Annotated in this window: 30 protein-coding genes; 20 read left to right on the top strand and 10 right to left on the bottom strand. The window is 68.4% G+C overall.

Annotated features, from left to right (window positions below; all coding sequences use genetic code 11):
- Nucleotides 1-2: 2 nt before the first annotated feature.
- Genes QE397_RS17610 through QE397_RS17595 form a run of 4 tightly spaced genes read left to right on the top strand, consistent with a single transcriptional unit; the run spans nucleotide 3 to nucleotide 2600 of the window.
- A complete protein-coding gene (locus QE397_RS17610; RefSeq protein WP_027506410.1) occupies nucleotides 3-686 on the top strand; it encodes an energy-coupling factor ABC transporter permease in 684 nt (227 codons plus the stop codon).
- Entirely contained in the window at nucleotides 679-1005 is a 327-nt protein-coding gene (locus QE397_RS17605; RefSeq protein ID WP_027506409.1) for an energy-coupling factor ABC transporter substrate-binding protein, read from the top strand. The genes QE397_RS17610 and QE397_RS17605 overlap by 8 nt, the downstream gene beginning before the upstream one ends.
- Nucleotides 1006-1761, top strand: coding sequence for a cobalt ECF transporter T component CbiQ (gene cbiQ, locus QE397_RS17600; protein WP_027506408.1), 756 nt, complete (start codon nucleotides 1006-1008; stop codon nucleotides 1759-1761).
- Nucleotides 1758-2600: an energy-coupling factor ABC transporter ATP-binding protein gene (locus QE397_RS17595; protein ID WP_037186296.1), complete on the top strand. Its 843-nt coding sequence runs from the start codon at nucleotides 1758-1760 to the stop codon at nucleotides 2598-2600. The genes cbiQ and QE397_RS17595 overlap by 4 nt, the downstream gene beginning before the upstream one ends.
- Here QE397_RS17595 and QE397_RS17590 read toward each other — a convergent pair.
- On the bottom strand, nucleotides 2597-3259 hold the full coding sequence (locus tag QE397_RS17590; RefSeq protein ID WP_027506407.1) for a hypothetical protein: 663 nt from the start codon (nucleotides 3257-3259) through the stop codon (nucleotides 2597-2599). The genes QE397_RS17595 and QE397_RS17590 overlap by 4 nt on opposite strands.
- 292 nt (nucleotides 3260-3551) lie before the next feature.
- On the opposite strand from QE397_RS17590, the gene QE397_RS17585 reads away from it, so the two are divergent.
- From QE397_RS17585 to QE397_RS17575, 3 genes are all read left to right on the top strand, one after another.
- The gene (locus QE397_RS17585; protein WP_027506406.1) at nucleotides 3552-4841 is read left to right on the top strand and encodes an adenylosuccinate synthase; all 1290 of its coding nucleotides are present in this window, start codon (nucleotides 3552-3554) and stop codon (nucleotides 4839-4841) included.
- A 127-nt stretch (nucleotides 4842-4968) separates the two neighbouring features.
- Entirely contained in the window at nucleotides 4969-5331 is a 363-nt protein-coding gene (locus QE397_RS17580) for an LGFP repeat-containing protein (RefSeq protein WP_056443694.1), read from the top strand.
- Nucleotides 5332-5375: 44 nt separating this feature from the next.
- Nucleotides 5376-6839, top strand: coding sequence for a PLP-dependent aminotransferase family protein (locus QE397_RS17575; RefSeq protein ID WP_222638846.1), 1464 nt, complete (start codon nucleotides 5376-5378; stop codon nucleotides 6837-6839).
- Between the two features lie 32 nt (nucleotides 6840-6871).
- Here QE397_RS17575 and QE397_RS17570 read toward each other — a convergent pair whose 3' ends face one another.
- Nucleotides 6872-7033 (bottom strand): hypothetical protein, encoded by a 162-nt coding sequence (locus QE397_RS17570; protein WP_155957078.1) that lies wholly within the window; start codon nucleotides 7031-7033, stop codon nucleotides 6872-6874.
- 167 nt (nucleotides 7034-7200) lie between these two features.
- Between QE397_RS17570 and QE397_RS17565 the strand changes: the two genes are divergently transcribed.
- Entirely contained in the window at nucleotides 7201-7434 is a 234-nt protein-coding gene (locus QE397_RS17565) for a DUF3072 domain-containing protein (RefSeq protein ID WP_027506404.1), read from the top strand.
- Here the strand turns inward: QE397_RS17565 and QE397_RS17560 are convergent.
- Nucleotides 7431-7829 (bottom strand): helix-turn-helix domain-containing protein, encoded by a 399-nt coding sequence (locus tag QE397_RS17560; RefSeq protein ID WP_197027821.1) that lies wholly within the window; start codon nucleotides 7827-7829, stop codon nucleotides 7431-7433. The genes QE397_RS17565 and QE397_RS17560 overlap by 4 nt on opposite strands.
- A gap of 144 nt (nucleotides 7830-7973) precedes the next feature.
- Here QE397_RS17560 and QE397_RS17555 point away from each other — a divergent pair, with 144 nt between their 5' ends.
- Nucleotides 7974-8831 carry an NmrA family NAD(P)-binding protein gene (locus tag QE397_RS17555; protein WP_307096397.1) on the top strand — a complete coding sequence of 286 codons (858 nt, stop codon included), beginning with the start codon at nucleotides 7974-7976 and terminating at the stop codon, nucleotides 8829-8831.
- A gap of 9 nt (nucleotides 8832-8840) precedes the next feature.
- Here the strand turns inward: QE397_RS17555 and QE397_RS17550 are convergent, their stop codons facing one another.
- A complete protein-coding gene (locus tag QE397_RS17550) occupies nucleotides 8841-10775 on the bottom strand; it encodes an acetoacetate--CoA ligase (RefSeq protein WP_307096394.1) in 1935 nt (644 codons plus the stop codon).
- 207 nt (nucleotides 10776-10982) lie between these two features.
- On the opposite strand from QE397_RS17550, the gene QE397_RS17545 reads away from it, so the two are divergent.
- Complete coding sequence (locus tag QE397_RS17545; RefSeq protein ID WP_056443708.1) at nucleotides 10983-11345, top strand: STAS domain-containing protein; 363 nt, start codon at nucleotides 10983-10985, stop codon at nucleotides 11343-11345.
- Nucleotides 11346-11353: 8 nt separating this feature from the next.
- Here the strand turns inward: QE397_RS17545 and QE397_RS17540 are convergent, their stop codons facing one another.
- From QE397_RS17540 to QE397_RS17530, 3 genes are read right to left on the bottom strand one after another with little or no spacing between them, the layout of a single operon-like run.
- Nucleotides 11354-12535 carry a zinc-dependent alcohol dehydrogenase gene (locus tag QE397_RS17540; protein WP_027506400.1) on the bottom strand — a complete coding sequence of 394 codons (1182 nt, stop codon included), beginning with the start codon at nucleotides 12533-12535 and terminating at the stop codon, nucleotides 11354-11356.
- Between the two features lie 35 nt (nucleotides 12536-12570).
- Nucleotides 12571-13485: an SDR family oxidoreductase gene (locus QE397_RS17535; protein WP_307096391.1), complete on the bottom strand. Its 915-nt coding sequence runs from the start codon at nucleotides 13483-13485 to the stop codon at nucleotides 12571-12573.
- A 45-nt stretch (nucleotides 13486-13530) separates the two neighbouring features.
- The gene (locus QE397_RS17530) at nucleotides 13531-14592 is read right to left on the bottom strand and encodes an NAD(P)H-binding protein (protein ID WP_307096389.1); all 1062 of its coding nucleotides are present in this window, start codon (nucleotides 14590-14592) and stop codon (nucleotides 13531-13533) included.
- 95 nt (nucleotides 14593-14687) lie between these two features.
- Here QE397_RS17530 and QE397_RS17525 point away from each other — a divergent pair, with 95 nt between their 5' ends.
- Nucleotides 14688-15392: a GAF and ANTAR domain-containing protein gene (locus QE397_RS17525; protein ID WP_307096387.1), complete on the top strand. Its 705-nt coding sequence runs from the start codon at nucleotides 14688-14690 to the stop codon at nucleotides 15390-15392.
- Nucleotides 15393-15401: 9 nt separating this feature from the next.
- Here the strand turns inward: QE397_RS17525 and QE397_RS17520 are convergent, their stop codons facing one another.
- On the bottom strand, nucleotides 15402-16316 hold the full coding sequence (locus QE397_RS17520; protein WP_307096385.1) for a DAPG hydrolase family protein: 915 nt from the start codon (nucleotides 16314-16316) through the stop codon (nucleotides 15402-15404).
- A gap of 227 nt (nucleotides 16317-16543) precedes the next feature.
- On the opposite strand from QE397_RS17520, the gene QE397_RS17515 reads away from it, so the two are divergent.
- The 6 genes from QE397_RS17515 to QE397_RS17490 all read left to right on the top strand — a co-directional run bounded on the left by QE397_RS17515 (nucleotide 16544) and on the right by QE397_RS17490 (nucleotide 19310).
- The gene (locus QE397_RS17515) at nucleotides 16544-17128 is read left to right on the top strand and encodes a TetR/AcrR family transcriptional regulator (protein ID WP_027506396.1); all 585 of its coding nucleotides are present in this window, start codon (nucleotides 16544-16546) and stop codon (nucleotides 17126-17128) included.
- Between the two features lie 101 nt (nucleotides 17129-17229).
- Nucleotides 17230-17907, top strand: a complete 678-nt coding sequence (locus tag QE397_RS17510; RefSeq protein ID WP_307096383.1) for a methyltransferase — start codon at nucleotides 17230-17232, stop codon at nucleotides 17905-17907.
- 49 nt (nucleotides 17908-17956) lie between these two features.
- Nucleotides 17957-18130, top strand: a complete 174-nt coding sequence (locus QE397_RS17505; protein ID WP_082544411.1) for a CDGSH iron-sulfur domain-containing protein — start codon at nucleotides 17957-17959, stop codon at nucleotides 18128-18130.
- A gap of 46 nt (nucleotides 18131-18176) precedes the next feature.
- Nucleotides 18177-18635: a Fur family transcriptional regulator gene (locus QE397_RS17500; RefSeq protein ID WP_222646741.1), complete on the top strand. Its 459-nt coding sequence runs from the start codon at nucleotides 18177-18179 to the stop codon at nucleotides 18633-18635.
- A complete protein-coding gene (locus QE397_RS17495; RefSeq protein WP_307096381.1) occupies nucleotides 18632-19069 on the top strand; it encodes a hypothetical protein in 438 nt (145 codons plus the stop codon). Before QE397_RS17500 ends, QE397_RS17495 begins: the two co-directional genes overlap by 4 nt.
- Before the next feature lie 16 nt (nucleotides 19070-19085).
- On the top strand, nucleotides 19086-19310 hold the full coding sequence (locus QE397_RS17490; RefSeq protein WP_307096380.1) for a hypothetical protein: 225 nt from the start codon (nucleotides 19086-19088) through the stop codon (nucleotides 19308-19310).
- Nucleotides 19311-19420: 110 nt separating this feature from the next.
- On the opposite strand, the gene QE397_RS17485 is transcribed toward QE397_RS17490, so the two are convergent.
- On the bottom strand, nucleotides 19421-20749 hold the full coding sequence (locus tag QE397_RS17485) for a lipase family protein (protein ID WP_307096377.1): 1329 nt from the start codon (nucleotides 20747-20749) through the stop codon (nucleotides 19421-19423).
- Between the two features lie 73 nt (nucleotides 20750-20822).
- Nucleotides 20823-21629, bottom strand: coding sequence for a transglutaminase family protein (locus QE397_RS17480; protein ID WP_307096375.1), 807 nt, complete (start codon nucleotides 21627-21629; stop codon nucleotides 20823-20825).
- Between the two features lie 561 nt (nucleotides 21630-22190).
- Between QE397_RS17480 and QE397_RS17475 the strand changes: the two genes are divergently transcribed.
- From QE397_RS17475 to QE397_RS17465, 3 genes are all read left to right on the top strand, one after another.
- The gene (locus tag QE397_RS17475) at nucleotides 22191-23330 is read left to right on the top strand and encodes a hypothetical protein (RefSeq protein ID WP_307096373.1); all 1140 of its coding nucleotides are present in this window, start codon (nucleotides 22191-22193) and stop codon (nucleotides 23328-23330) included.
- A 47-nt stretch (nucleotides 23331-23377) separates the two neighbouring features.
- On the top strand, nucleotides 23378-23557 hold the full coding sequence (locus QE397_RS17470) for a hypothetical protein (protein ID WP_307096371.1): 180 nt from the start codon (nucleotides 23378-23380) through the stop codon (nucleotides 23555-23557).
- 639 nt (nucleotides 23558-24196) lie between these two features.
- On the top strand, nucleotides 24197-25030 hold the full coding sequence (locus QE397_RS17465) for a hypothetical protein (protein WP_307096368.1): 834 nt from the start codon (nucleotides 24197-24199) through the stop codon (nucleotides 25028-25030).
- The last annotated feature ends 80 nt before the right edge of the window (nucleotides 25031-25110 follow it).

Below are 25110 nucleotides of genomic sequence, written 5' to 3'. Positions count from 1 at the left end.
TCGTGCACATCGCCGAGGGTTTTCTGCCACCCGTTCACGCGGCAGTCTGGACGTGCGCCGCGGCGCCGTTCGTCGTTCACGGCGCTCGCGCCGTCGTCGTCCAGGTCCGGGAGAACCCCCGCAGCCGTCTGCTGCTGGGTGCTGCCGGTGCCTTCACCTTCGTTCTCTCCGCCATCAAGCTGCCGTCCGTCACGGGCAGCTCGAGTCATCCCACCGGAACTGGGCTGGGGGCGGTGTTGTTCAAGCCGCCGGTCATGGCGTTCCTCGGCACGGTGGTGTTGCTCTTCCAGGCGTTGCTGCTCGCGCACGGCGGCCTGACGACGCTGGGCGCCAACGCGTTCTCCATGGCGATCGTCGGCCCGTGGGTGGGGTACGCCGCGTTCCGTGTCACCGGCCGGCTGGGCGGTGGTCTGTCGCTGTCGGTGTTCTTCGCGATGATGCTGGCCGACCTGTCGACGTACTGCACGACGTCGGTGCAGATCGCGCTCGCGTTCCCGGATCCGCAGAGCGGCGTACTCGGAGCCGTCACCAAGTTCCTGTCCATCTTCGCTGTCACCCAGATTCCGCTCGCCATCGCGGAGGGCCTGCTGGGTGTGCTGGTGTTCCGCGTTCTGCGGACCGTGGCGACGCCGGAGCTGCGGGACCTCGGGGTGCTCCGCCGCGAGAAGGGTGCCGTCGATGCGTAGGAACGTCGTGATCAACCTGCTGCTCGTCCTCGGGATCGTCCTCATCGTCGGCGCCGCGCTGATGCTCGACGCGGGACGCAGCGGCGACGAGGAGCGGTTCGTCGGTACCGATTCGGCCGCCACGTCGCAGATCGAGGAGGACCACCCGGACTACGTGCCGTGGTTCGAGTCGGTGTTCTCGCCGACGTCGGGCGAGGTGGAGTCGGGACTCTTCGCGCTGCAGGCCGCGCTGGGTGGGCTCGTCCTCGGGTACGTGCTGGCGGCGCTGCGCGGTCGGCGCAAGCTCGACGCGCTCCGCACCGAACTCGAACGGACGTAGGTGCAGGGTCTCGCGGTCGACGACGCGGCCTGGGCCAGTCCGTGGCGCACGCGCGCGGTGGGGGACAAGGCGGCACTGTCGCTGGGTCTCGTGCTGTGCGCGCTGCTGCTCCCGCCGTGGCCCGGCGCGCTGATCGTCACGGTGGTCGCGCTCGGTGCGGCCGTCGGGGCTGCCCGCACACCGCTCCGGCCGGTGCTGCGTGCGCTCACCGCGCCCGCAGCCTTCATCGCCCTCGGCGCCGTCTCCGTCGCCGTCACGGTGACCGCCACGCCGGACTGGAGTGTCGGGGTCACGGCCGACAGCGCGCGACGAGCGCTGGAGGTGTCCGGTCACGCGATCGCCGGGACGTCGGCCGTGCTCCTGCTGGCCGTCACGACACCGATGATCGACATCCTGACCGGGTTGCGACGGCTGCGGGTACCGCAGGCATGCATCGACGTCGCCGCCGTGATGTACCGCTTCCTGTTCGTGCTGCTGTCGTCGGTACGCACGATCCGCCAGTCGCAGACCGCCCGCCTCGGCTACTCGTCGCCGCGCCGGTCACTGCATTCCGCGGGTCTGCTGACGGCCGCTGTGCTGATCAAGTCGTGGGACCGGGCCTCGCGACTCGAGGCGGGGCTGGCGGGTCGCGAGTTCGGCGACGCGGTCTCGGCGGATCCGGTCGACCGGCAGCGCAGTTCGCCGAGCTTCCTGGTGACCGTCGTGGCGGTGCTGGGAGCCGTGGTGGCGCTGTCCCTGCTGGGACATCGCGCATGAGCCACCGCACTCTCACCGCCCGCGACCTCGAGGTGCGGTATCAGGGCGGGCCGCCGGTGTTGGCCGGCGCGAGCCTGAGCGTTCCCGCCGCGGCGAGGGTGGCGCTCCTGGGCGCCAACGGCTCGGGCAAGACGACCCTTCTGCGGTGCCTGTCCGGAGCGATCGTTCCCGATGGCGGCCGGGTGGAGATCGACGACGTCGCACTGCGCCACAGCCGGTCGGGCCTGCGGGCGCATCGCCAGGAAGTGCAACTGGTGCTGCAGGATCCGGACGATCAGTTGTTCTCGGTCGACGTGTACCGAGACGTCGCCTACGGTCCGGTGAACCTCGGCCTGGGGCCCGACGAGGTGCGCGAGCGCACGGAGGCGGCGCTCGAGGTGATGGGCATCGACCATCTGCGGTCCCGGCCGACGCACCAGCTGTCCTACGGTGAGCGCAAGCGCGTCGCGACGGCCGGCGCCGTGGCCATGCGGCCGTGCATCCTGTTGCTCGACGAACCGACGGCCGGGCTCGATCCGCAGGGCGTCGACGAGATGTTCGCCGCGCTGCACCGCCTGGAGAATCACCACACGACCGTGGTGCTGTCGACACACGACGTGGCCCTGGCGCTGGAGTGGTCGCACTCGGTCGCCGTGGTCGTGGACGGCGCTGTGGTGCAGGGGGATCCGGTGACGTTGCTGTCGGACATCGACCTGCTGGGACGGGCCAGGTTGCGGACACCGTGGCCGTTGGCGCTCGCAGCGGACCTCGTCCGGGACGGAATGCTCGAACCGGGATCGCGACCACGGGACGCCGAAGAACTACGAAAGATGCTGAGCAGCAGTATCAGTCGGCGCTAACGTACGAGCAACCACTGCTTGTCGTGGCGGTAGATGGTGGACCGGGTGGTCTCGCGGGGGATGTCGATGCCGTCCTTCGTCAGACGCGCCGCCGTGGCTCCGAGTTGCATCGCCCGGCCGGTGATCCAGCGGCGGCGGAACAGTCCGCGCTTGCCCTGCACCCGAGCTCGGAGTCCCGGCATCTCGAGCGTCGGGGTGACCTCGATGCCCGGCACCTCACCGGAGAAGAGCTTGGTGTCGTCGACGTAGGCCTCGCCGACGAGGTGGCCCGACGGCCCCGAGACGGTGGCGAGTCCGACGACGGCCGATCCGGCGTCGTCACGGATGAGGGGAGTGGGGGAGGCGGTGCCGGACAGCGCGACCTTGGCGGCGCGCGATCCGGTGCCGACGCGGAAGAGGTGGCTGGCCTCGCTGGCGGTCTCGGCGACGTAGGCGAGCTCGATGTCGAGTCGGTCGCGCCGCATCAACCGGGTGAGGACGGCGGCGAGCGAGGCGTCGGTGCCGAGCACGATCAGCCGGGGGTCGTGTACCGCGTCGAGTTCGGCGAGCAGGGCGTCGCACTCCTCCTTCGACGGCACCTCGGGTACCGCGGTGAGCGGTAGCGAGGACAGCGCGATGGGCAGCAAGGGCCTGCCGCACTGCAAGACGAACGGAGTCACGCGAATTCCTTCTCAGCCGGACGGGTCTGCCCCACCCTAATCAGGACACGGTCGTCGTGGACCCCGGGAAGGCGCTTGCCCGGTCTCGATTTCGCGTCGCTTTGACCGTGCCGCCGCGACAGAAGACCAGGCAGTACGGTGTGCGGTCGGCTGTGAGCGGCACGTGTCGTCTCGGGCGGTACACTGTGTCACCGGTCATGGTCGGTGCGCGTTCCGCACGTCACGAAGTGCGTTCCGACACGTGCCACAGCCCGGGATGGTCCGGCTGTCCACCCGAGTGATGGAGCAACACATGCCGGCAATCGTCCTCATCGGCGCCCAGTGGGGCGACGAGGGCAAGGGCAAGGCCACGGATCTGTTCGGCGAGCGACTGCAGTGGGTGGTGCGCTACCAGGGTGGCAACAACGCCGGCCACACCGTGGTGCTGCCGAACGGCGACAAGTTCGCGCTTCACCTCATCCCGTCGGGCATCCTCTCGCCCGGTGTGAACAACGTGATCGGCAACGGCGTCGTCGTGGATCCGGGTGTGCTGCTCACCGAACTCGACGGCCTCGAGAAGCGCGACGTGGACACGTCGAAACTGCTGCTCAGCGCCGATGCGCACCTGATCATGCCGTACCACGTGGCCATCGACAAGGTCACCGAACGTTTCCTCGGTGCCCGCAAGATCGGCACCACCGGACGCGGCATCGGCCCGTGCTACCAGGACAAGATCGCCCGCGTCGGAGTGCGCGCGGCGGATGTCCTCGACGAGAAGATCCTGACCCAGAAGGTCGAGGCCGCACTGGAATTCAAGAACCAGGTGCTCGCCAAGATCTACAACCGGCGCGCCCTCGAGTCGGAGAAGGTGGTGGAGGAGGTGCTCGGCCAGGCCGAGGGCTTCAAGCACCGCATCGCCGACACCCGGCTCGCGTTGAACCAGGCGCTCGAGCGCGGCGAGACGGTGCTGCTCGAGGGTTCGCAGGGCACGCTCCTCGACGTCGATCACGGCACCTATCCGTTCGTCACGTCGTCCAACCCGACGGCGGGCGGCGCGGCCGTGGGTTCGGGCGTCGGCCCGGGTCGGATCACCACCGTCCTCGGCATCCTGAAGGCGTACACCACGCGCGTCGGCTCGGGCCCGTTCCCGACGGAGCTGTTCGACGAGTCGGGCGAGTACCTGGCCAAGCAGGGCGGCGAGGTGGGTGTCACCACCGGCCGCGCCCGGCGCACCGGCTGGTTCGACGCCGTCATCGCGCGGTACGCCACGCGCGTCAACGGCATCACCGACTACTTCCTCACCAAGCTCGACGTGCTGTCCTCGCTCGACACCATCCCGATCTGCGTCGCGTACGACGTGGACGGCGTGCGTCACGACGACATGCCGATGACGCAGACCGGGTTCCATCACGCGAAGCCGATCTACGAGGAGATGCCCGGGTGGTGGGAGGACATCTCGGGGGCGCGGACCTTCGAGGAGTTGCCCGTCAACGCCCAGAGGTACGTGCTGCGTCTCGAGGAGCTCTCGGGGTCGTACATGTCGTACATCGGCGTCGGTCCGGGCCGTGACCAGACCATCGTGCGGCGCGACATCCTGTCCTGACACGGTCGAGATATCACAAATGGCGTGACGATAACGCCAGGATGGCTCATACTGTGGCTCAGGTTCGCTATGAGGTGGAACAAAACGGATCCCCCTCTCGGCGAGAGCAGGTCAGTGGAGGACCGCTATGGACAGCACCTACGTCGGGCTCGAGGTCTTCCAGTGCCAGTTCGAGCGTTTCAGCTTCGAGCACTCGTGGATCGGTGACCGTGTCGGTGAGCTGATGCTGGGGCCGCGCGGCGGCGGCATGCTCGAGTTCCAGCACGCCACGGTCTTCGCGCTCCCCGAGGGCGGCGCGCACGAGGTGCACGGCGACATCCTCGCCTGGTACCTCGCGCACGGCGGCCCGAGTGGATCGCTCGGCTACCCGCTCACCGACGAGAAGCGCACTCCGACGGGCCACGGCCGCTACAACGTGTTCGAGAACGGCACCGTCGGATGGCTCCCGGGTACCGGGGCATTCCTCATGGGATCCGTCCGCACCGCCTGAACTGGACTGCACCCCGGTGTCCACCGAGGTGGATACTGGACCTCATGGTGACTCGCGTGATCGGTGCGTCGACTCTCTCGCGGGACCTCGGGCACTGGCGGCCGTCGGGGCGGCACCGGCCGGTCTACCGGGCACTCGCCGACGGGATCCGGCTCCTGGTGCACGACGGCCGCATCCCCCTGGGCGTCGCCCTGCCCAGTGAGCGCGATCTGGCGGGAGCCCTGTCGCTGTCCCGCACCACCGTCACCAACACGTACGCGGCACTGCGTGACGAGGGGTACCTGTTGAGCAGGCAGGGTTCCCGCAGCACGGTCGCACTGCCGCGGACCACCCTGGCGGGGCGGCCGGCCCGCGCGGCGGCGTCGGTGATCGATCTGACCCATGCCGCCGTCACCGCCCCGTCCGACGAGGTGACACAGGCGTACGCCGCTGCGCTGGAGGCACTTCCGGCCTACTACACGGGTCACGGTATCGAGCCGGTCGGTCTCGCGACACTGCGGCAGGCCCTGGCTCGCCGGTACGACGAGCGGGGGCTGCCCACGTCGCCGGACCAGATCATGGTGACGTCCGGCGCGCAGCAGGCCTGGCGGCTGCTGCTCGAGGTGCTGGTGTCGCCAGGTGACCGGGTGGTGGTCGATCACCCGACGTATCCCAATGCGCTGGAGGCGATTCGACGAACTGCGGCGCGCGCGGTGCCCGTTCCGTTGAGGCCGCGGGAGTACTCGACCCCTGGATCGGCGCGCTCGTCGCGGCGATGGGACCTCGATGCGATTCGTGACGCGACGGTGCAGACGGGGGCGCGAATGGCGTACGTGCTGCCCGACTTCCACAATCCGACGGGCGCTCTGCTCGATGTCGCCGGCCGCGCGGAACTGGCGTCGAACGCCCGCCGGACCGGCACTACGTTGGTGGTGGACGAGTCGATGGCCGACCTGTGGCTGGACGAGGCGCCGCCCGCTCCGGTCGCGGCGGTGGGGCATCCCGGCACCGTCGTCACCGTGGGGTCCGCGTCGAAGGCGTACTGGGGTGGTCTGCGGGTCGGCTGGATCAGGGCGTCGCCGTCGCTGATCTCTCGCTTGGCGACATCGCGGGCCGCCGTCGACATCGGCACGCCGATCATGGATCAGCTCGCGTGCGCGGCACTGATCGAGCGGCACGAGGAGATCTTGGTTCCCCGCCGCGCGGAACTCCGTGGTAACCGGGATGCGCTGACGGCGGCTCTGGCGCGGCACCTGCCGGACTGGTCGTACGACCCGGCGCCGGGCGGCCTGTCGTTGTGGGTTCAGATGCCTGCCGCGGCGTCCACGGCTCTCGCCGCGATCGCGCCGGCCCACGGGGTGGCGCTGGCGGCGGGGCCGCGGTTCGGGGTGGAGGGGGCGTTCGAGCGCCACGTGCGCCTGCCGTACACGGAGGGTGCCGATCGGTTGGAGGCTGCGATCGACCGAATTGCGTTCGCGTACCAATCCCTGAAACCGACCGACGGGGATTATTCTGCCGTCGTGCTGTGACTTGGGGCGGACGACGGAGAATGGTCGGCCAGTCAGCGGGAGCCGAAGACCTCGTGATCGAGTTCGGCCATGTCCCACTGGAGCTCGGATCCGAGTTCCTCGTGGTCCGCGCGCGATGCGGCGCGTCCGAGCAGCACTGCGGCACCCGCGGCGACCAGCAGCCACACCACTCCGACGACCACGACGACTATCACGATTCCGTTTCTAGCACCTCGAACTGAAAACATTCTGTGAAACGCGAGACTTGGATCGGTTTCTTACGGAGTAAACCGGAATGAATCTCGCTCGGCGCGCTCGGCGGCTGCCTGCTCGCCGATTCGCGTCGGTTTGCGCGGAGGTACTCGTGGGTACAGTCGAACGTATGAGCGATGCGAATGACACCACCAAGACAGGCAATGCGGACGTCGACCAGAGCGCGGAGAAGGATCCGTCCGACTGGGTCACCGGCGACGAGCCGCCCACCGGCCCCCAGTTGAGCTACCTCGAGACGCTGGCCCGCGAGGCCGGCGAAGAGGTGCCGTCGGACCTGACCAAGGCGCAGGCGTCCGAGATGATCGACAAGCTGCAGTCCGAGACGGGCCGCGGAACCAGCTAGACCCCGTCCGTGCCGCGCGCGTCGTACTCGGCGCGCGCGGCCGTCACGGTCGGAAGCGTCGATTCGACGAACTCGATGAGGCCGACGAGCCGGGTCGCCGTCTCGCGCCCGAGGTCGGTGAGTGCGTACTCCACCTTCGGCGGAATCTGTTCGAGCACGGTGCGGGTGATCAGCCCGTCACGCTCCAGCCGCTGCAGTGTCTGCGACAGCATCCTCTCGCTGACCCCGTCCACGCGCCGCCGCAGAGCCCCGAACCGGTACGGCCCCTCGTGCAGCGCGGCGAGCGCCAGCAGGCCCCAGCGACTGGTGATGTCCTGCATCGTGTCGCGGGACGAGCAGTGGCGAGAGAACACGTCGGCTTCGAGTGTCGGGTCGGTGTCGGGCACGAGTGCCATCCTACCAGCTGGTCCGTAAGTGATTACGAGGAATGTTGCACTGCACGAACAGTAAGTTCATAGTGGTGCCGACGGCCGGATCGGTCGCAGCGGCACACCCTCGTGGTGCGCCGGACGACGCTCACTCTCCAGGGAGACATGCTCATGACCACGACAGCGGTGACCGGCGCGACCGGACAACTCGGCAGCGCAGTGATTCGATCGCTCCTCGATCACGGGGTCGCCGCGGGCGACATCGTGGCCGTGGTGCGCGACGAGGCCAAGGCCGCCGACCTGGCGGCGCGCGGTGTCGTCGTCCGCGTCGCCGATTACGCGGATCCCGCTGCGTTGCGCGCCGCTCTCGACGGGGTGGACAAGCTCCTGCTCGTGTCGGGTTCCGAGCCCGGGAAGCGAATCCCGCAGCACAACAACGTCATCGAGGCCGCCGAGGCGGCCGGTGTCTCGCTCATCGCATACACCAGTGTGCTGAAGGCGCCGACGAGCGGCATCAGTCTCGCGCCCGAGCACGTCGCCACCGAGGAGCGCCTCGCGTCGTCCTCCGTGCCGTCCGTGCTGCTGCGCAACGGGTGGTACTGGGAGAACTACGCGGCGTCGATCGGCCAGGCACAGCACACCGGCGCCATCATCGGGAGCGGCGGGTCGGGTGTCGTGGCCGGTGCTGCTCGGGCCGACTACGCGGCGGCCGCGGCCGCGGTGCTGATCGCCGACGACCAGGCGGGCGCCGTGTACGAGCTGGGCGGCGAGCGTCTGACGTACGAGGGTCTGGCGGGTGCGATCTCCGAGATCATCGGCGCGCCGGTGGAGTACCAGGATCTGAGCACCGACGAGCACATCGGCGCGCTCGAGGGTGCGGGACTGCCCGCGCCCGTCGCGCAGATGCTGGCGAGCGCCGACGCGGGCATCGCCCGCGGCGACCTCGACACCGAGTCGGGAGATCTGACTCGACTGCTCGAGCGTGAGCCGGTCTCGGCCGTCGACGCGCTGCGCGCCACGCTGAGCTGAGCCGACAGGTCAGGACCCCGGCGCCAGCGCCGCGAACCAGCGCAGCGCGTCGGGGTCGTCGACCGACTCCGGATCGGCCACCGTCGACGGGTCCGCACCCGACAGGATCTTCTTGACCGGGATCTCGAGCTTCTTCCCGGTCCGCGTGTGCGGCACGGCGCGGATCTCGATGATGTCGTCCGGGACGTGACGCGGCGAGGCCTCCCTCCGCAGCGCCGCCGAGATGTGTTCGCGCAGATCGTCGTCGAGCTCCACGTCGTCGGACGTGACGACGAACAGCGGCATCCAGTAGCTGCCGTCCGGGCGTTCGAGACCCACGACGAGACTCTCTGCGATGCCGGGCAGGCGCTCGACCACGCCGTAGATGTCGGCGCTGCCCATGCGCACACCGTTGCGGTTGAGCGTGGCGTCCGATCGTCCGTGGATCACCACGCTGCCCCTGCTGGTCACGGTGATCGAGTCGCCGTGCCGCCAGACGCCGGGGAATGTGGAGAAGTACGCGTCGGCGTAGCGGTCACCGCTCGGGTCCTTCCAGAACCCGACGGGCATGGACGGCATCGGCGCGACGATGACCATCTCACCCGGTTCGTCCACCAGCGGGGTCCCGTCGTCGCTCCACGCCTCCAGAGCGACACCGAGATTCACGGCAGGAATCTCGCCGGGGACCACGGGCACCCCGGTGGGCGCTCCCACGAATCCGCTGACGACGTCCGTGCCGCCCGACACCGGCGCGAGGTGCACCGACCGCCCCACGTGCTCCGCCACCCAGCCGTGCGCCGCGGCGGGGAGGACCGACCCGGTGACCCCGAGAATGCGCAGTGCCGAGAGGTCCTGTGCCCGAGCCGGTTCGACTCCCACACTCTCGCAGTGCAGGAGGTACCCGGGACTGGTGCCGAGCACGGTCACGCGGTGCCGCGCCGCGAGCTCCCACAGTGCGCCGGCGTCCGGATGGCCGGGGCTGCCGTCGTAGCAGACGACGGTCGAGCCCACGAGCAGCCCGGCCAGCAGGTAGTTCCACATCATCCAGCTGGGTGAGGTGTACCAGAGGAACACGTCGTCCTCGGTCATGTCCGACTGCAGCGCAGCAGATTTGAGGTGCTCGAGCAGAACACCGCCGTGTCCGTGAACGATGCCCTTGGGGCGCCCGGTGGTGCCGGAGGAGAACAGCACCCACAGTGGGTGGTCGAACGGGACAGGCTCGGGGATCACCCGTGGGCCACCGCGCCCCTCGTCGAGCAGATCGTCCCATCGGACGGCTCCGGGTACGTCGGTGCCGAGTCGGGAGAAGGCGATCACCGCCCGCAGGGAGGGAATCGAGGCCTGCAGTACCGCCACCTGGTCCCGGCGGTCGCGGTCCACACCGGCGAAGCGGTAGCCGTCGGCGGTCACCAACACCGTCGGTTCGAGCTGTCCGAGCCGGTCCACCGCGGCGGCCGCGGAGTAGTCCTGCCCGCACGAGGTCCAGACGGCGCCGAGTGCGGCGGTGGCGAGGAACGCGACGGCGGCCTCGGTCGTGTTCGGGACGTAACCGGCCACCCGGTCGCCGCTCCGCACGCCGAGGCGGTGCAGCGCGGCGGCGATCGAGGAGATCTGCTCGGCCAGTTCCGCGTAGGACGATGTGCGGGTGCCGAACCCGCCCGGTTCGGTGTCGTCGATGATCGCCACGGACTCGGGTGACCGGTCGCACCACGCCAGTACGCGATCCACGTAGTTCACGCGGGCACCCCGGAACCACTGCCGCCCGCTGAACACGCGGGGGTCCTCCGAGGGGGACAGGACGGACTCGTGACCGGTGAGCGGCACGTCGAAGAAGGTGCCGACACCGGCCCAGAACTGTTCCGGCTCGTCGACCGACCAGCGATGCAGCGCGCCGTAGTCGGAAGAGGAGCGTCCCGTGAACGTGACGACCGAGTCCGAGAACCGGGCGAGAGGGCGGGGGTTCATGAGGACAGTCTGATGAACGCGCTCGGCGAGCCCGGCGCCGTGATCATTCCGTTACTCGCCGTGACCTGATCGTGATGTTCCGGTTGGCCGAACCGCGATGTCGATCGATCAGAGTTGTCTGCAAGGCGGTCCAGCCCAGGGCCCTTCGCTACACCCTCGGTACCGGTGCGAGACACCGCGTCCGAGCAGCGCCGCAGAAGGAACATGATGACCACGGTTGCTCCTTCCCACCACTCCTCCAGCCCGTTCGACGTCGTCGTCCACGCAGGCCACGACGGCCGCCGCATCGTCGCCGTCCGTGGCGACGTCGACCTCGTCACCGCGCGCGACCTGACCCGCTGCCTCCGGGCGGCCGTCTCGGACGGCCCCGTCACCGTCGACCTCACCGACGTCCGGTTCTTCAGCTCGGCCGGCGTGACCGCGATCGAGGACGTCCTGTCGGACGCCCCGACCGCGATCGACGTCGTGATCTCGCCGTCACCTCGGGTGCGGCGCACTCTCGGTGTCCTCGGCCTCACCCGTCTCGTGCCGGTCGTGGCTTCGGTGGAACCGGAGCCGCTCGCGAGCTGACCCGCTCGTCACGGACGCAGGATGATCTTCACGGCTCCGTCCTGCTTCTTCTGGAAGATCTCGTAGGCGTGCGGCGCCTGCGTCAACGGCAGGGTGTGGGTCGCGAAATCGTCCACGCCCAACGGATCGTCGTCCGTCAGCAACGGCATGATGTCGTCGACCCACCTCTTGACGTTCGCCTGACCCATGCGCAGTTGGATCTGCTTGTCGAACATGGTCATCATCGGCATCGGATCTGCCGCGCCGCCGTACACGCCGGACAGTGAGATCGTGCCGCCCCGGCGGACGATGTCGACCGCCGAGTAGACCGCGTCGAGGCGGTCCACTCCGGCCTTCTCCATGAACGGTTTCGCGAGGGCGTCCGGGAGCAGACCCGCCACCTGCTGCGCGGCCTTGGCCACCGGTGAGCCGTGGGCCTCCATTCCGACCGCGTCGACGACCGAGTCGGTACCGCGGCCGTCGGTCAGTTCGCGAACGACGTCCCCCACCTGCCCGCCGTGGGCCCGAAGATCCACCGTCTCGATGCCGCGAGCGCGAGCACGCTCGAGCCGTTCGGGTACGCGGTCGACGCCGATGACGCGGTATCCGAGATGGGTGCCGATGCGTGCCGCCATGTCGCCGATCGGACCGAGGCCCAGCACGGTCAGCGAGCCGCCCTCGGGCACCCCCGCGTACTGCACGGCCTGCCACGCGGTGGGCAGTACGTCGGACAGGTAGACGAATCGCTCGTCGCTCGGGCCCTCCGGGACCTTGATGTGGGTGAAGTCGGCGTGCGGCACCCTCAGGTACTGCGCCTGGCCGCCCGGCACCGATCCGTAGAGCTCGGAGTAGCCGAACAGTGCTGCGCCCATACCGGTCTCGCGTACCTGGGTGGTCTCGCACTGGGTGTACAGCGACTGATCGCACATGAAGCACGAGCCGCACGAGATCTGGAACGGGACGACGATGCGGTCGCCCACCGCCAGCGTCGACACGGCGCTGCCGACCTCGCGCACGATGCCCATCGGTTCGTGGCCGAGGATGTCACCGACGTTCATGAACGGCCCGAGCACCTCGTAGAGGTGCAGATCGGAGCCGCAGATGTTGGTGGACGTCACCTCGATGATGGCGTCCGTCGGATCCTGGATCGTCGGATCCGGGACGTTGTCGACGCGGACGTCGCGCTTGCCGTGCCAGGTCACTGCTCTCATGATGTGCCTTTCGTGTCGTGCGGATGCGGGAATGCTCAGGTGATCGGGGAACCGCCGGTCACGCCGATGACCTGCCCGGTGATGTAGCTGGACTCGCCCGAGGCGAGGAACACGTACGCGGGTGCGAGTTCCGCGGGCTGTCCCGGACGTCCGAGCGGCACCTGGTCGCCGAAACCGTCGACACTGTCCGACGGCATCGTGGCCGGGATCAGCGGTGTCCAGATGGGTCCGGGTGCCACGACGTTCACGCGGATGCCCTGTCGGGCGACGTCGCTCGCGAGCCCCTTGGAGAAATTGATGATGCCGGCCTTGGTGGTGGCGTAGTCGAGCAGTTCGGGTGAGGCGCTCACGCCCTGGACGGAGGAGGTGTTGACGATGGTCGAGCCCGGATCCATCACGGCCACAGCCTTCTTGGACAACCAGAACGACGCGTACAGGTTGGTCTTCAGTACGCGGTCGAACTGCTCGGTGGTGATGTCGGCGATACCGCCGCTCTGGGCCATCTGGAACGCCGCGTTGTTCACGAGAATGTCGAGACCGCCCAGTTCGCGCACCGCGGTGTCGATCAGGGCGTCACAGTGCGCCTCGTCGCGGATGTCACCGGGGACGCTGACGGCCCGGCGGCCGGCCTCCTCGACGAGCCGCACCGTCTCGCGCGCATCGGGCTCCTCGGACTCGAGGTACGACAGCACGACGTCGGCGCCCTCGCGCGCGAACGCCAGGGCGACGGCGCGGCCGATGCCGCTGTCCGCTCCGGTGATCAGTGCCTTCCGGCCGGTGAGCCGCCCTGATCCGCGGTAGGTGGACTCCCCGTGGTCGGGGGTGGTCCGCATGTCCTCGGTCAGCCCGGGATGCGAGATCGGTTGCTGCCCCTCGCGATCCGGCGTCGCGTAGGCGGTACGCGGGTCTCTCTTGGTGTACTGGTCGATCGAGCCGTTCGAAGAAGTCATACCGGCCGGGTACCCGCGTACCCGACCGGGAATCCTGGTCCCGCCTCAGGAACGCGGGTGCAACAGCGCTCGCGAGAATCGTCCGGACACGTCGTGACGCACCCGTCCGTCTCGGCCGATCGACACGACGCCGCCGGCCCACGAGGGGTCGGTGTCCGCCGCGGACTGCGGGTCGGTGGTGCCCTCGGCGTCGGTGCCGTCGTGCGAGCTGACCGTCAGCGACCGCCTGATGGACTCGTCGATACCCACGAGAGAGTCGACGGCGTGCGCGAACGTGTCCGTGGCCGCGTTGCCGCGACGGACGATCATGTCGTGATGCAGGCTGTCCACCAACGAGATCACGGTGCCGGGCGGCATCTGTGTGATGGCGGCGACGGCTCGCCCGACGATCGGTGTGGGAACCAGCGGCACGCGGAACTGGGGCCGCGACAGTTCGGCGATGGTCGCGTAGCGGGTGAGCAACTCGGGGTAGGTGAGCACCTCGGTCCCGCCGATGTCGTACGACCCCGGAATGGGCTCGTCACCGAGAGCGGCGGCGATGATGTGCAGGACGTCGGTCGTCGCGATCGGCTGCACCTTCTTCACCATCCAGCTCGGCACGGGGGTGACCGGGAGCCGTTCGACCATCCTGCGTACGAGCTCGAACGAGGTGGAGCCGGACCCGAGGATGATGGCCGCCCGGAACACCGTCGCCGGGACGGACGAGTTGAGGAAGACCTCCTCGACCTGCAGGCGGGACGTGATGTGGTCGGAGAGGTCCTCGTCGTCGTCGGGCACGTGGCCGGACAGGTAGACGATGCGGCCCACGCCGTGCTTCTCCGCGGCGCGCGCGACGGCCTGCGCGGCCTCGCGATCCTTGGTCACGAAGTCGCCGTCGTCCATCGAGTGCACGAGGTAGACGACCGCGTCCGCACCCTCGAGCGCGGCGTCGATGGACTTCTCGTCGGTGATGTCGAAGTGGACCGGCGTCACGTCGTCCTCCCAGCTGAAGGAGGACGCCTTGCTGTCGTCGCGCATGGCGGCGAGCACGTCGTGACCCTCGCCCAGCAGGATGGGAACGAGACGTGAGCCGATGTAGCCGGTGGACCCGGTGACCAGGATGCGCAAGACATGCCTTTCGAGTGAGTGGTCCTGGTCTACCCGTCCCCGGTCGCGGTCAATCTGTGCCGAGTGTCATGCCCGCTGCTGCTCGAGGAGGTCGGATGAATGCGTCTCGAGAACGGGAGCCGTCGGACATCGCGTCGGCGCTGGCGGCATTCGCTCGCGACCTGACGGCGCACACCGATCTCGACGACACGTTGCGCAGGGGCACCGAGGCGGCCCTCGATCTGGTTCCCGGAACGGACGCCGCCGACGTGGTGGCGATCTCGGGCAGGTCGTCGTTCACCTCGCACGGGCCCACGTCGTCCCTTCCGCCGCGGCTCGACGCAGCTCAGATCGAGTTCGGGGAGGGCCCGTGCCTGGACGCGGCGACCACCACCGCGGTGGTGCGGGCCGATGATCTGACCACCGACACCCGGTGGCCGAAGTATGCGCCGATCGCCGTGGCGGAGGGCGTGCGGAGCTCGCTCTCCTTCCAGCTCTTCACCCACCGCGACACCTTCGGTGCCCTGAACCTGTTCGCGTTCGAGCCCCGAGCCTTCACCGACGACGCGATCATGGTCGGGGAGGCGCTCGCCACCCACGCCGCGATCGCTCTGACAGCGGGTCGGGTCGAGGATCAACTGCATTCGGCCCTGGCGTCCCGGGACGTCATCGGGCAGGCCAAGGGCATGATCATGGAGCGTTTCGGCGTCGACGCCCAGCAGGCCTTCACCCTGCTGACCAGGCTGTCCCAGGACTCCAACACCCCGATCAGCCGGTTGTCGGTCCACTTGGTGGAGAAGGGGTCGGAGTCGGCTCGCTGAGGTGCCGGGTCACGAGAACTCGGCGTGCAGTTCGGGGAGGAACGCCGCGAGGTGATTCATCTCCTGCCCGCAGTGCATCAGCAGGTCACGACCGAGGTCGAGGCTCAGCTGCAGATCGGTCGGATCGACCGACGCACCACGGGCCACCGCACACGCGGCCTGCGTCACGTTCGGTACGTGCAGGCCGCGGAGGTTCAGGTGGAACCGGCTGCGCATCTCGGCGCCGCCCTCGATCGGGCGGACCTGGTGGGCGAGCCACCCCAGGTCCACGGGGGCGATGCTGCTCCCGACGCGGCCGAAGACGATGGTCTGATCCGACGGCACGGTGAACCCGTGCGCCACCGGGTCTCGGAAGTTGATCCCGAGCTGCTGCAGTTTCGGCCCCACGTACTCGTCTACGTAGGTGGTGTTGCCGATGTACTTCTGCCGGTCCGTGAGGTCGGCGGTGGTGAGGTCGGTGTCCAGGGCAGCGAACTGGTGCGCGTCGGGATGCCACAACTTGTAGCGCGCGGCCTCGCTGGAGTGCCACCCGAACCACCAGTCCCACATGGCCGCAGTGACTCTCGGCATGACGGTGCGCACCGCCACGAAGACCACCCCGTCGGCGCCCTGGCCGTACCCGGTCTCCACCGCGGACGTCCCGGTCGGGCCGAGATCGCGCGTGATGTCCTCGAACCGAGGCACTGCTCCCGCCGGTAGCGCCGGGCCGGCGAAGGCGTCGGCCACGATCTGCGGCGCGGGGGCGGTCCGGGCCTGCATGTAGCGGGCGTACGGGAGCGCGAAGTCGGCGCCGCGGTAGCCGGGATAGCGAACGGCGCAGGCCGCCGAGGGGAGTGTCGGCGCTGCGCGGACGCGCGGGGCGATCCCCACCGTGACCGCTCCCGCGGCGACGGCGGCCGCTCCCAACATCCCGCGACGACTCATGGCCCGATTCCTCAACATCTGTACAGAAAAGGCGCCGGCGACCCCGGTGTCAAGCACGAGCGGACGTGCCGAGACGGGTGTACCCTCAACGCCTGTCATGATCGTGACGCGGCAGTCGGGGGACGGTGGAGCGGGCTCGATCAGCCCGTTCCGCCGGCGCGATCATCGTGAGCCGACCGTGACCGGTGATGGTGGTACCGGCACGTCAGGGCCGTAACATCTCACCAATGAGTGATGGTGAGACGGTGGAGAAGCCCAGAAGTCGGCGCTCACTCATCTCTGCCGCCGCGGTGCAGGTACTCGCCGAACGCGGTCCCCGTGGGTTCACTCATCGTGCGGTCGATCAGGCAACCGGTCTCGGTGCCGGCGCCGTCAACTATCACGCGCCCGATCGAGCCACCCTGCTCTCGCTGGCGCTCGACGAGGTGTTCCGGAGAGATCTCGAGGTCGCCGGTCGGCACTTCGCACTCGACACCTGGCATCACGACGCCGTGGTCGACGCCGTCGTCGGGTTCGTCCGCGACATGTGCAGCGAGGAGCATCGCGGCCGCGTCGTCGCACGGCACCACCTTCTCGGCGAGGGTCTGGTGCGGCCCGAACTCAAGGCGGCGTTCGACGCCCAGTTGGCCGCGTTCGTCGGCCTGGTGTCGTCCAAGATGAGCGAGGCGGGCTACCCCGCGACCGTGGCGTCGGCGGAACTGTTCGCCATGTCCGTGGACGGTCTGCTCACCCGCCAGGTGGTCATCGGGGTCGAACCGCTTGCCGACGAGGAGATTCCGCGCATCGTCTCCATCATCGCTCGGAGGTGGTGACGCGCCGGTCCCGCGTTTGAATCGCGTCCGTTCGGGAATGCCATTCCTGAAGAAAGGCGGCAGATGCTGCCAGCGCATCTGCGCCGACGGAAGGTTCTCGTGTGACGACGATTCATCGCGACACGATCAGCATGGTGCGTGCACACCCCGGTGTGTACGCCCCCCAGGACGATTCGAGACTGCTCTGCGAGGTCATGCCGGTGGCGGCGTCGCCCCTGGGTGCGCGTGCCCTCGATCTGTGTACGGGTACCGGAGTGCTCGCACTCCAGGCTGCGTGTCTCGGTGCACGTGAGGTGCTCGCCTACGACCTGGATGCTCGCGCCGTCGCGTGCGCCCTGGACAACGCCGAGCGCATCGGTGTCGAGGTCGATGCGCGACAGGGCACGCTCATCGACGCCCTCGCCGAGGCGCCGTTCGACCTCGTGGTCTCCAATCCGCCGTACGTGCCGTCGCCGACCGCGCCTGAGGGGCGCGGTGTGCACCGTGCGTGGGACGCCGGCGCCGACGGTCGCATCGTCCTGGACCCGTTGTGCGACAACGCGTTCGATCTACTCACTCCGGGCGGCACCATGCTGATCGTGCAGTCCGAGTTCGCCGGTGTGGACCGCACGATCGAGCGTCTGATGCGGTCCGGCACCACGGTCGACGTGGTGGCTCGCCGTCGCATCGCGTTCGGTCCCGTCTTGCACGCGCGCGCCGAGTGGCTCGAGGCCACGGGCGCCCTGCAGCCGGGTCGGCGCTCCGAGGAACTGGTGGTCGTCCGTGCCCGACGCGCCTGACGCGGCTCCCGCAGCACGGCTCGTCCGGGTGGTTCCGGGCGGGCCGGTGATGGTGGAGGGGCCCGTCGACGTGGAGATGGAGGACGGCACCCGCGTGCGGTCCGACCGCTTCATGGTGGCTCTCTGCGCGTGTCGACGCAGCAAGAACTACCCCTTCTGCGACACCAGCCATCGCCGCAAGATCCGTGCGTCCACCACCGAGGACCGGGGTCGCGACGACTGACACGGCCCGGACGTTTCACGGCGCCCTGCGGGGGCACTCCGGCGTCGTGGACACCAGGGAACAGCCGACGGTCGTCTCGTCGGAAGAGCAGTGGCGTCGGGTACTGCGTGAGCGCGGGCTGCGCGTGACCCGTCCGCGCCTTCGCGTGCTGAACGTCGTGGCGCGGCACCCACACGTCGACGCCGGCTACGTGGCCCGCACGCTGAAGAGCCAGGGGATGTCGCGGCAGACTGTCTACGGCAACCTCGACGCACTCGTGTCGGTGGATCTCCTGCGCCGGATCGAGCCCGCCAATTCGCCCGCGCTGTACGAACTTCGGGTCGACGGCGACGACCACCACCATCTGATGTGCCGGCAGTGTCGCCGAGTGTTCGACACGGCCCTCACCTCCGATGTGCGTCGACGTGCTCCCGAGCCGGAGGACGACGACTTCGACATCGACGGCGTCGACGTCTTCTTCTGGGGTGTGTGCCGTGACTGCCGGACGGGTAACCAGCAGGTATGAGCGATGATCGCGAGAAGATGCTGACGGACCACCACCGTCCGGACAGGTCCGACGATGCCACGGTGTCCGCCGTCGGTTCGGTCTCGGAGGCCCTCGAGTGGGTGGAACGCGCCCGCGGCCACCTGTACACGTTCCATCAGCTCATGGGCCACGCCGATCTCCAGTTCGGCTCTGCCGCGGACGAACTCCGCGACGCAGGGCACGGTGACGCAGCGGACGCACTGGAGCGAGAGGTGATCGGCCGCAACGTCATCGAGGGTCGGTGGACGTTCCAGATGGTCGAGGACTTCGACGACGGGTACTGGACCACCGCGCGTGAGCACGAACGCCGGATCCGCGACGACCTGATGGACGGCCGCCGTCACGTCTTCGAGGCGGAGATGAAGGAGGACCGGCGCACGCACGGCAAGCGCGGTCACGAGGCAACACCCTGACAGGAGGATCGACACGATGACGATGACGAGCGACACGGTGCGCGGCGTGCTCGACGCACCCGACGGAACGCTGCTGGTGATGCGGGACGGCGAAGTGACGATGACCGACGACGATTCGGGTGCCGTTCTGGTGACCACCAAGGCGGCACTCGTCGAGCAACTGGGAGACGACAGGTCACCCGAGCGACTCGAGACGGCGGCCACCGCGCTGAACGACATGGTCGACAAGCTCGGGGCATGATCATGTCGACGTCCGACGAAAAGCACTCGGAGCCCTCCGGTTTCGCGGAGGCGTCGGGGCCACCCGACTTCGGGATCGAGCCGACGCGCCGCGACTCCGGCGACGACCGGCTAGCGGACCCGGCCGAGCAGAGCGCGACCGGTCGAGACGGTGAGCCCGAGCAGCCCTCGGACACCTGACACCGACAGGGCCGAGGACCACACGGTCTCGGTGGTGTTCGGGGGCACCGGGCGGTCGGCGATGCGATCGGCGAGCCAGTTCAGCGTCGCAGGTGCGGCGATGGGATGCAGCGACAGGTGCTCGCTGAGCCGGTCGCGCACGTACGTCACGTGGGCGCCGGCGGTGCGGTACCGCTCCACCTGCCCGTCCACGTCGTCGACGGCGATGATGGGGTCGTGCACCGCCTGCATGATGAGGAGCGGGAAGCTCGGTGCGGACTTGCCCGGCTGGATGTCCTGGAAGATCTGCACCAGCTCGGGGGTCGCCATGACGTCGGCGAGCGGGATGTCGGTGTAGCGCTCGAGGTCGTGCATCAGCAGCGTCAGAACGGCGTGCACCGTGGTCTTGCGCTCGAGTGAGGACAGAATGGTCATGCCGGGCTGCGCGACGTGCTCGCGGATCGTCCGGTCCAGATCGGGGTAGGTGCGGCGCAGCCCCTCGACCACCATGGTGGGCAACGCGGCGAAGATCGTGCCGTTGAGGCGGGAGAACGCGGACGCCGGATCACCGACGGGCGAGCCCAGCGCGGCACCGACGACGTTCAGCTCCGGCGCGTACTCGTCCGCGGCCTCGGCGGCCCACGACGTGGCCAGGCCGCCGCCCGAGTACCCCCACAGTGCGACGGGCGCCGAGTCGTCGAGCTCCAGAGGCGCGAAGGACAGGGCGGCGCGGACGCCGTCGAGAGTGCAGTATCCGGGTTCGATCGGTGCACCCCAGCGGCCGTCCATGCCCTCGTGATCCGGCAGGGACAGCGCCCACCCGCGGCGCAGCGCGTACAGGATGATGAGCAGCTCGAACTGGGGCACGGCGCCGTGGGCGTGTGCTCCGTCCCGCAGCGCGTACGACGGGAAGCAGCGGTCCGAGACGGCGTCGATGGCGCACTGGTAGGACAGCAGCGGCCTGCTCCGACCCGGAACCGCGCCGGCCGGCAGCAGGACCGTGGTGACACCCGTGCGCGGTTCGCCGTGCATGTCGGACGACCGGTAGAGCAGCTGCCATGCCGACACGCGCTGGCGGATGGTGCCGAACAGGGCGATCTCGACACGGCGTGACCGCAGCACGGTCCCCAGCTCGGCCTTCTCGAACCGGGCGGGGGAGCGGTAGAACGGGTCCTTGTTCGGCGTCGTCGTCAGCCGTTCGACGGCATCGTCGGAGTCAGTGCTCCGGTCCGCCGCCGTCCCTCGCCCACCCGTGAACGCTGCATCTCGTTCGATGCTCATGTGCGTCTCGCTTCCTGATTCGTCGAGTCACAGTAACCCGACGACGCAGGAGGCGACCGACGCTTGCGCCGGATCAGGTGAGGGAGACCAGCTCGTGGATGTCGTCCTTCGGCAGGCCGTCGGTCGCCACGGCCGTGACCGTGGAGCTGTTCAGCGTGATCGAACCCTTGTGGTTGTCGAGGAACGCGGTGTCGGCCGCATCGCGTCCGGTCGCGATCCGGACCAGCGTCGATCGAGGTGCGAGACACGTTGCGTCGACGACGTGCCAGGTGTCGTTCACCAGGGCCTCCGCGACGGCGTGGAAGTCCATCGGGTCGCATCCGGGTGCGTAGACGGCGACCAGACGAGCTGGAACGTTCAGCGCGCGCAGCATCGCGACGACCAGGTGCGCATAGTCACGGCACACGCCGGCACCGGCGAGCAGCGTGTCCGCCGCACCGTCGATGGGATCGCTGCTCCCCGGGACGTAGTGCAGTCGACGGCCGACCCAGTCGGAGACCTCCGACAACAGGACCGCGTCGTCCGACTCGCTGCCGAACTCGGTGGCAGCGAAACCGAAGAACTTGTCGGCCTCCGCGTACCGGCTCGGACGGAGGTAGACCGAGCGATCGAGATCCGTGACGGGGGACGGCTCCGCGTTCCCGGTGACGGTCGCGTCGTAGTAGACCTGCAGGTTGCCCACCGGCGCCTCGAGGACGTGGATCCGGTTGCCGTGGGCTCCGCTGACCTCGCGGGCATCGACCGGTTTCCCGTCCAGGACGAACGAGAGGGTCTCGGCGACCTGCGCGCCGGGATGCGGGGCCACGGCGATCTGGAACTCCAGGGTGCTGGCGGCCGTGATGTCGACATCGAGGCGTGCGGAGACGACGCGTTCGGTCATGGAGGTGCTCGTTTCCGGGGGGAGAGGGGGTGTGCGCGGAGGTGTACCCCGCCTGACCAGGAACGACGCGTGTCGCTGGACACAGTGGGACGACCGCGGGCCTGGATCGTGGAATGTGGGCCCCGGAATCCGGGGTCCGGATTCCACCATCGCCCGGCGGCGAGGGGGAGGCGTGGAGCCGATGACGGGAATCGAACCCGCGTATTCAGCTTGGGAAGCGGTTTCGACGTTGCGGCGTGACCGTACCCGACCTGCGGCGAGGTTGCCCGAGTCGGTGTATCAGTACTGGTCACAGCGCTAACTAGCGCGTCGTAGTCGCGAGGTAGCGGACCGTAGCGCCGTGTAGTTGCGCTGTGGTGCGCGGCCCCGTCGCGGCCCCGGAGGTGAGTCCGCGCGGGCGGTAGAGTCGGTCGCGTAAGCCGTTCAGGCCGCTCGGAGAGCGCCCCGGCGAGCACAGTTCGGGCCGGAGGCCCACACGGCGGTTCAACCGCATGCGCGCGAGGCGCACCCCTTCCTAGCAACCACGCCGACGCCTCGCGCGGCCTCTCGATTGGACCCCTTGTGAACACCACCCAGCTCACCCCCGCTCAGCTCACGGCAATGGACGACCCCGACTACTTCCCGATCTTCGGGGCGGAACGTACCGGCACCAGTACGCGCGGCGACGTACTTGTCTCCCACACCAGCGACGGCACCGACCTGAATACGGTCTGGGACGAACTCGCCGCGACCCTGGACATCTTCAACGAGCAGCGCTCGGCAATCGCGTCGTTGCTCTCGTACCCGACTACGCGTCAGGTCGACGCGGTTCAGCAGTCCGTCGGCGGGGCAACGCTGGAGCTAGCGAGCGAGTTCGGCGTGCCGACCGGTGTACGTGGGCCGGAGGTCGCCACTGTCGGGTACGACTTCAAGGACTACGACATTGCGAGCCGCTTCTCATGGAAATTCCTCCGGGACGCCGATGCGCGGCAGGTAGATGCGGTCCACAACGACGTGCTGGAAGGCGTCAACAACCACACGACAACGGCGATTCTGCGACGGCTGTTCACTCCCACGCCGTCTGTCTCGCCAGAGGGCAACGCCGTCCACGGGCTGTGGAACGGGGATGGTTCGTTCATCCCGCCGTACATGGGGAGGGAGTTCGATCCGGCCACAGAGACGCACTACCTCACTACCCAGAGCGCGGTGCTCGACGCGAGTGATTTGGAAGCGGTCATCGAGAAGGTGACCTCGAAGGGCTACGCGACCGACACCGGTCGTCAACTCCTGATTCTCGCGCATCCCAACGAGGCAAAACGGATCGCGACGTTCCGTGCAGGGAAGGCCGGTTCGGATGGAGTCGAGGCCCACCACGACTTCGTGCCCAGCGCTAGTGCCCCGGCCCGTCTGACGCTGGAGTCGATCGTCGGCGGACAAGCCCCCTCGGACTTCAACGGACTGCCCGTTCTCGGAAGCTATGGACCCGCGTACCTGATCGAGTCGTACTTCGTGCCGGCCGGGTACGTGGCAGTGGTCGCGACCGCGGGACCCGACGGGGAAGGAAACCCGATCGCCTTCCGCGAGCATCCCCGGGCCGAGTACCAGGGGCTGCGACTCTCATCCCCGGCAACGACCAGCGCTACCCGATCGTGTCGTCCTACTATGCCATTGGGTACGGTACGGGGGTACGGCATCGCGGTGCGGCGGCGGTTCTCCAGGTGAACACGAGCACGACGTACGCCGCGCCGACCTTCCTCCGGTAGGCCGACATGGGTGGGAAGCGACAGTCGTCCGAACCCGGCCGGAGCGAGTTCTCGCACGGCAAGGGGTTGACCCCGACCGGCGTAACTCGGTACTCCGGTCGCGTTGCCTCGCTCACCGTCACCGAGCGCGACAGCGAGCAGTCGAAGGCGGCGATCCGAGCCGCGACCTCCGGCCGATCGGCCTAGCCTGCCGATTGCACCCCCCCAAGTCACCATCGCGCTCTTCGGGTAGGAGTGTCCGCGATGGGCACAAGTGCCCCGCACCCCTGACGAGGGGTGCGGGGCATTTCGCGTCGGCACCCAAAGCGTGAGTCGCACTGAGTGTCTGACCGTAGTCCCGTAGACGTCTCGATACGGCTCGTATAGACTCGTATTAGTTCCGAGAAGTTACTGGAACTGGCAAGTCTCCTTTGGCCCCTGAACGCACACGGGCACGTGCAAGGTTTTCTTCAGTCCTTGGCGGGTGGATAGGCGAGTTGGGCAGGCTGCGTCTCGCCCAGGTTCACTCCACATCAGATGGAGCCCTGGTGAGACGCCTCGGCAGGGTTCCCTCTTCGTCAGGAGAACCATGGGAAAGTCATTAAACCCTCCACGTCCGGTCGACCCCTCGCTACCGACGATGACTATCGAGGATGCAGTCGTCTGGTCTGCGGCGATGGGCGTCCCCGTCACCAAGAGCACAATTCGCCGAGCCATCTACCAAGGCAATCTACGGCGGCATCTGATCCAGAATCGGGTCCGTCTGTCCGAGAACGATATTCGGTCATGGATGGCAAGTACGGCAGACGCCCATTTCGTTCCCCGCCACGTTCCAGGGCGTGCATCGTGAGCGCGCAGATGAGCCGGGACGATCTGCTGGTGAAGTACCCGTCCCTGGACCGCGACATCCATCGCGTCGACCGGTTGACCGATTTGTTCGAAGCAGCCGCAACACAGGGCCACAAGCCCGTGGGCCAGTGGAAGAGACGCCGAGACGGGCGGGAGAAGTTCGTTGTGACCGGACACGTGACGTACTCACCTGGCGCTCGGAACCATCCGCGGATCAGCGATGCGCTGGATGAGGCGCGGGCGCAGAAGCGCACAGTTCCCGAGCCGGACGACTTGGCTGCCCTTGCTCGCCTCGACTACGCCCACTCGAATCTCTCGGACCGGGACCGGCTGTCTTACGACCCCGACGGGTACGGCTTGGACGAGGTGTACTCGATCGAATCTCGCTTGCATCGACACAAGCTTGCCGCATCTCTTCATGCGGCGACGATGGGCGAACCGATGGTGTCGGTGGTCCTAATTGATCCGAATGTGCCAGCGGTGCAACCGGACATGCCCCTACGGTGGCGGAACAAGGACGGCTCCGTCTCGTCCAGCGCGGCGACCTTTCCCGTCGGACTTGGATACTCACCGAAGCGGGTCGCGGAACTCGTGATGCATTTCCTGGCGTCGCAGTGTCGATGGTGCGACCGTGCTGATGGCCGACCGGACTTCGGTCTCCTCTGCTCGGCGGGCGAGACGGTCTACCTATTCCCGACCTGTCGAAACTGTAGGGACGAGCTTGCGTCGTTCTTCGCCGATGGTGACCACGGCTCAACACAATCGCTCGACTTCATTGCGAACGACGGTGACCTCCACGGGACTGGCTGGCCGGCTGACCGACGCCGCTGAAACGCCGAGTACCCCCGACCGCCTTGCTTTGATCGGCCGGGGGTGCTTGTGACACATGCGCGCGGTTGCAGCCGCACGCT

Origin of the sequence: Rhodococcus sp. SORGH_AS_0301 (assembly GCF_030818285.1) — a bacterium.
In the GTDB taxonomy this organism is placed as follows: Bacteria; Actinomycetota; Actinomycetes; order Mycobacteriales; family Mycobacteriaceae; genus Rhodococcoides.
Note: the sequence above shows the minus strand (reverse complement) of the source record. Positions and strands in the feature narration are given on the sequence as shown.